Raw genomic sequence first — 2,515 nt, 5'->3', positions numbered from 1 at the left:
ATCGTAAGCATCCGGCGTAGGCCGTGGTCATGCTGCGCGCCGGCGCTCCGATGGCTGCCAATTCCAGGGCAGAAGGTCCGGCACGCGTGATGCCGTTGTGCTGGGGAGCCGAGCGAGGACGTCAGCAAGCCACGCTTGCGGGTCGATGTCGTTCATCTTTGCCGTGACGATCAAGGAGTACATGAAGGCTGCTCGGTCGCCGCCGCGCTCGGAGCCGGCGAAGAGCCATGACCTTCTTCCCAGTGCAATCCCGCGAAGTGCGCGCTCGGCTGCATTGTTGGTCAAGCAGATCCGTCCGTCGTTCAGGAAGAGCGTGAAGGCGTCCCAACGGTCCTTCTTGAACATGTAGGCGATCGCCTTGGCGACGGGGTTGTGCTTCGACATGGTGCCCTGCTCGGTCTGCATCCAGTCGTGCAGGCCCTCGACCAGTGGGCGGACCAGCCGGTGCCGGGCCTCGAGCCGGCTGGCGACGTCCAGGCCATTGATCTGGCGCTCGATGTCAAAGATGGCATCGATCTTCTTCACGGCTTCCAGCGCGACAGGCGATATGTCGTGCGCGGGCTTCTTCTGGCGGGCATTCTCCTTGATGTCCGCAAGCTCGAAGAACTTCCGTCGAGCATGGCTCCAGCAGAGAGCGCTCAGCACGGGGCCGGGATCACGCCCACCACGGTAGAGGTCGTTGTAGCCGCCATAGGCGTCAGCCTGGAGAACGCCCCGCCACCCTGCAAGATGCCGGTTCGGATGGGCCATTTCCCTGTCGCGCGAGAAGTAGAACAGCGCGGCTGGCGGCGCCCCGCCAGCAAAGGGCCGGTCATCTCTGACATAGGTCCAGAGCCGTGCTGTCTGCGTCCCTCCCTTCGCCAGGAGGGGGACCGTGGTGTCGTCGCCGTGCAGGCGCTCGGCCGCCAGAACATGGGTCCGGATCAGGCCATGGATCGGCTCAAGTGCGGCAGCACAGGCCCCGACCTGATCAGCCAGCGTCGAGAGGCTGAGATCGACGCCCTCCTTGGCGTAGCGCTCGGCCTGGCGGTTGAGCGGTTGGTGCTGCCCGAACTTCTCGAACAGAACCATCGCCAGCAGGTTCGGCCCAGCCCATCCCCGCGGCGTCGGATGGAATGGCGCGGGGGACTGACTGATCTTCTCGCAGATCCTGCAGGTGAACTTCTCACGGACGGTCTGGTTGACCTTCCACTGCCGAGGGATGACCTCGAGCGTCTCGGTGATGTCTTCGCCCATCTTCACGATGCGGTCCGACCCGCAGCAGGAGCAGGTGGTGGGCGCTTCGATGACTATGCGCTCGCGCGGGAGATGGTCCGGGAAAGGCTTGCGCGTCGGGCGGCGGCGTTCGAAGCCGGCGACGGCCGAGGTCTTCGCCACGTTCAGGGCTTCAATCTCGTCTTCGGTGGCGGCCGCCTCGAGCTCTTCGAGCTGCAGTTCCATCTGGTCGACCAGCCGGGCTCGGCGTTCCGAGCTGTGGCCATAGTGCTCTCGCCTGAGTTTGGCGATCTCCAGCTTCAGATGCTTGATCATCGCTTCCGAGGTCGAGACCACCGCCCGGGTCTGCGCCAGCTCGCTCTCGGCAGCCTCAGCGCGGGCCTCCGAAGCGGCAAGCGCGGCGCGCAGTCTGGCGATCTCGGAGGCGGTATCTGGCATGGCCAAAGCTTACCACGCAGGCACGCATACACCCAAAAAAATAAGGGCTTAGAGGCGGCCTTATCCGGCTTTTGTCGGGCGCTGCGTCCAGCGCGGATTGCGCCAATCTATCCCCTCCAGGAGATAGCCGAGCTGGGCCGCAGAGATCTGCACCGCTTCGCCGGCTCCGCTGGACGGCCAGATGAACTTCCCCGCCTCGAGCCGCTTCGTGTAGAGCGACATGCCGACACCATCGTGCCAGAGCAATTTGACCAGGTCGCCCTTGCGGCCGCGGAAGCAGAAGATCTCGCCCGCATGCGGATCGCGCCCAAGCCCCTGCTGAACCGTCAGAGCCAAGGTGTTCATGCCGCGCCGCATGTCGGTCACCCCGCCTGCGATCCAGACGCGCACCCCCGCCGGGAACGCGATCATCGACCTTCCAGCACGGGCAAGAGGCGGGCCAAGGCATCGGGATTAACGGCCGAGGACACAAGCAAACGCCGCCCGTTCCTGAGCACGATCTCCACCTGGACATTCTTGGCGGCAGCACGTGGCGACGGATCGGAGGCCTCGGGCGCGAGAGTAAGCGGCACAAATGCCGGACCTGTCTCGAGGTCCAACTCACCGTTCCGATACTGACGCCGCCAAGTCGTCAGAAGGGAACGCGAGATCCCATGCCGCCGCGCCGTCGCTGTGACCTGGCGGTGTCCCAGATAGCTTTCCTTCACGACTTGGAGCTTATCCGCATCGTTCCAGTGTCGCCGACGCGGAACATCCCCGGCTGCCAGGATCTCGATCTCGGGTGTGAACTTTAGGTCGACCATAAGGTCGGACTTAGCATCACGCCCAAATCCCCGTCAGACGGCCCTCGCCGGAGGCGTAC

The 2,515-nt window shown here is 64.6% G+C and carries 3 protein-coding genes; all 3 read right to left on the bottom strand.

Features of this window, described 5'->3' with window-relative positions; genetic code table 11:
• Positions 1 to 27: 27 nt before the first annotated feature.
• From tnpC to tnpA, 3 genes are read right to left on the bottom strand one after another with little or no spacing between them, the layout of a single operon-like run.
• Positions 28 to 1,653, bottom strand: a complete 1,626-nt coding sequence (gene tnpC / locus ACRARE_RS22570) for an IS66 family transposase (RefSeq protein ID WP_432658564.1) — start codon at positions 1,651 to 1,653, stop codon at positions 28 to 30.
• A 60-nt stretch (positions 1,654 to 1,713) separates the two neighbouring features.
• A complete protein-coding gene (gene tnpB, locus ACRARE_RS22565) occupies positions 1,714 to 2,064 on the bottom strand; it encodes an IS66 family insertion sequence element accessory protein TnpB (protein WP_207020875.1) in 351 nt (116 codons plus the stop codon).
• A complete protein-coding gene (gene tnpA, locus ACRARE_RS22560) occupies positions 2,061 to 2,456 on the bottom strand; it encodes an IS66-like element accessory protein TnpA (RefSeq protein WP_207020876.1) in 396 nt (131 codons plus the stop codon). Before tnpA ends, tnpB begins: the two co-directional genes overlap by 4 nt.
• Positions 2,457 to 2,515: the final 59 nt, after the last annotated feature.

Source organism: Pseudooceanicola aquaeponti (assembly GCF_050897975.1).
Taxonomy (GTDB): domain Bacteria; phylum Pseudomonadota; class Alphaproteobacteria; order Rhodobacterales; family Rhodobacteraceae; genus Pseudooceanicola.
This window is presented reverse-complemented; position numbering and strand designations above follow the sequence as displayed.

Bases quoted from the DNA above. Each gene is read 5' to 3' on its own strand.
- tnpC (WP_432658564.1), bottom strand. From the start codon at position 1,653: ATGCCAGATACCGCCTCCGAGATCGCCAGACTGCGCGCCGCGCTTGCC.
- tnpB (WP_207020875.1), bottom strand. From the start codon at position 2,064: ATGATCGCGTTCCCGGCGGGGGTGCGCGTCTGGATCGCAGGCGGGGTG.
- tnpA (WP_207020876.1), bottom strand. From the start codon at position 2,456: ATGGTCGACCTAAAGTTCACACCCGAGATCGAGATCCTGGCAGCCGGG.